Consider the following 818-nt stretch of genomic DNA (forward strand, 5'->3'; position numbering starts at 1 on the left):
GTCAAGCCTTGGTAAGGTTCTTCGCGTTGCGTCGAATTAAGCCACATGCTCCGCCGCTTGTGCGGGCCCCCGTCAATTCCTTTGAGTTTCACCGTTGCCGGCGTACTCCCCAGGTGGAATACTTAACGCTTTCGCTTGGCCGCTTGCTGTATATCGCAAACAGCGAGTATTCATCGTTTACCGTGTGGACTACCAGGGTATCTAATCCTGTTTGATACCCACACTTTCGAGCCTCAATGTCAGTTGCAGCTTAGCAGGCTGCCTTCGCAATCGGAGTTCTTCGTGATATCTAAGCATTTCACCGCTACACCACGAATTCCGCCTACCTCAACTGTACTCAAGACACCCAGTATCAACTGCAATTTTACGGTTGAGCCGCAAACTTTCACAACTGACTTAAACATCCATCTACGCTCCCTTTAAACCCAATAAATCCGGATAACGCTCGGATCCTACGTATTACCGCGGCTGCTGGCACGTAGTTAGCCGATCCTTATTCATAAAGTACATGCAAACGGGTATACATACCCGACTTTATTCCTTTATAAAAGAAGTTTACAACCCATAGGGCAGTCATCCTTCACGCTACTTGGCTGGTTCAGGCTTTCGCCCATTGACCAATATTCCCCACTGCTGCCTCCCGTAGGAGTCTGGGCCGTGTCTCAGTCCCAGTGTGGCGGACCTTCCTCTCAGAACCCCTACGCATCGTCGCCTTGGTGGGCCGTTACCCCGCCAACCAGCTAATGCGCCGCATGCCCATCCACCGCCGGAATAAATTCCTTTGATCAGAGAGAGATGTCTCTCCCTGATGTTACGCG

Annotated in this window: 1 rRNA gene; it reads right to left on the minus strand. The window is 51.1% G+C overall.

Annotated features, from left to right (window positions below):
• Window positions 1-818 (minus strand): 16S ribosomal RNA (locus tag IE178_RS37125); the annotation flags it as partial.

The sequence above is a fragment of the Streptomyces griseoloalbus genome (assembly GCA_014650015.1).
Classification (GTDB): Bacteria; Actinomycetota; Actinomycetes; order Streptomycetales; family Streptomycetaceae; genus Streptomyces; species Streptomyces griseoloalbus.